Raw genomic sequence first — 553 nt, forward strand, 5'->3', positions numbered from 1 at the left:
CGTACGTCCGTTACGGTGTGGCGACGCCTATTCTCGCCTTAGTCGGTTCGAATTACATAACCACAAAGTGATAACCAGCAATAGGATCGCCGCCGAATAGAGTAATACATCCATTGGCGTTTTATGATCGACAATGATCAGGCGCACTATCGCCGTGATCCCAATGTACACAAAATAGCGCAACGGAAAGTGAAAGCCAGACTTAAAGTACTTCACAATCAGCGCAATAAATTCGAAATAAAGAAAGTAGATCACCAGCCCTTCCACCAGTTCATATTTACTGGCTTGCTCAGGCACGAATAACGCATCCGCCAGATGCACTGTCTCTTTACCGAGAAAAAGGACCAGGATCAGGCCGAGGGTAAGCAGCCCCAAATTCAGTACGTTTTGTAAAATAGTGGCGATGAGCTCAAGATGTGAGCGCGATAATGACATCATAACAGCCCCTCTTTCTCTGTAGCGAGGCTTCTGTATAACGCAAAAATGTGACGAACATCTATATTTTTTATTTATGTTTAAATTTTATTCAATAAGATGATTTTCCGGACAGCTC

At 43.6% G+C, this 553-nt stretch carries 1 protein-coding gene; it reads right to left on the reverse strand.

Features of this window, described 5'->3' with window-relative positions; genetic code table 11:
- Positions 1–27: 27 nt before the first annotated feature.
- Positions 28–438: a phosphate-starvation-inducible protein PsiE gene (gene psiE / locus F7Q90_RS25875; protein ID WP_000987347.1), complete on the reverse strand. Its 411-nt coding sequence runs from the start codon at positions 436–438 to the stop codon at positions 28–30.
- Positions 439–553: the final 115 nt, after the last annotated feature.

This window comes from Pantoea stewartii subsp. stewartii (assembly GCF_008801695.1).
In the GTDB taxonomy this organism is placed as follows: domain Bacteria; phylum Pseudomonadota; class Gammaproteobacteria; order Enterobacterales; family Enterobacteriaceae; genus Pantoea; species Pantoea stewartii.

What these genes read in the sequence shown, in the direction of transcription:
- psiE (WP_000987347.1), bottom strand. Translation starts at nt 438, where the DNA reads ATGATGTCATTATCGCGCTCACATCTTGAGCTCATCGCCACTATTTTA.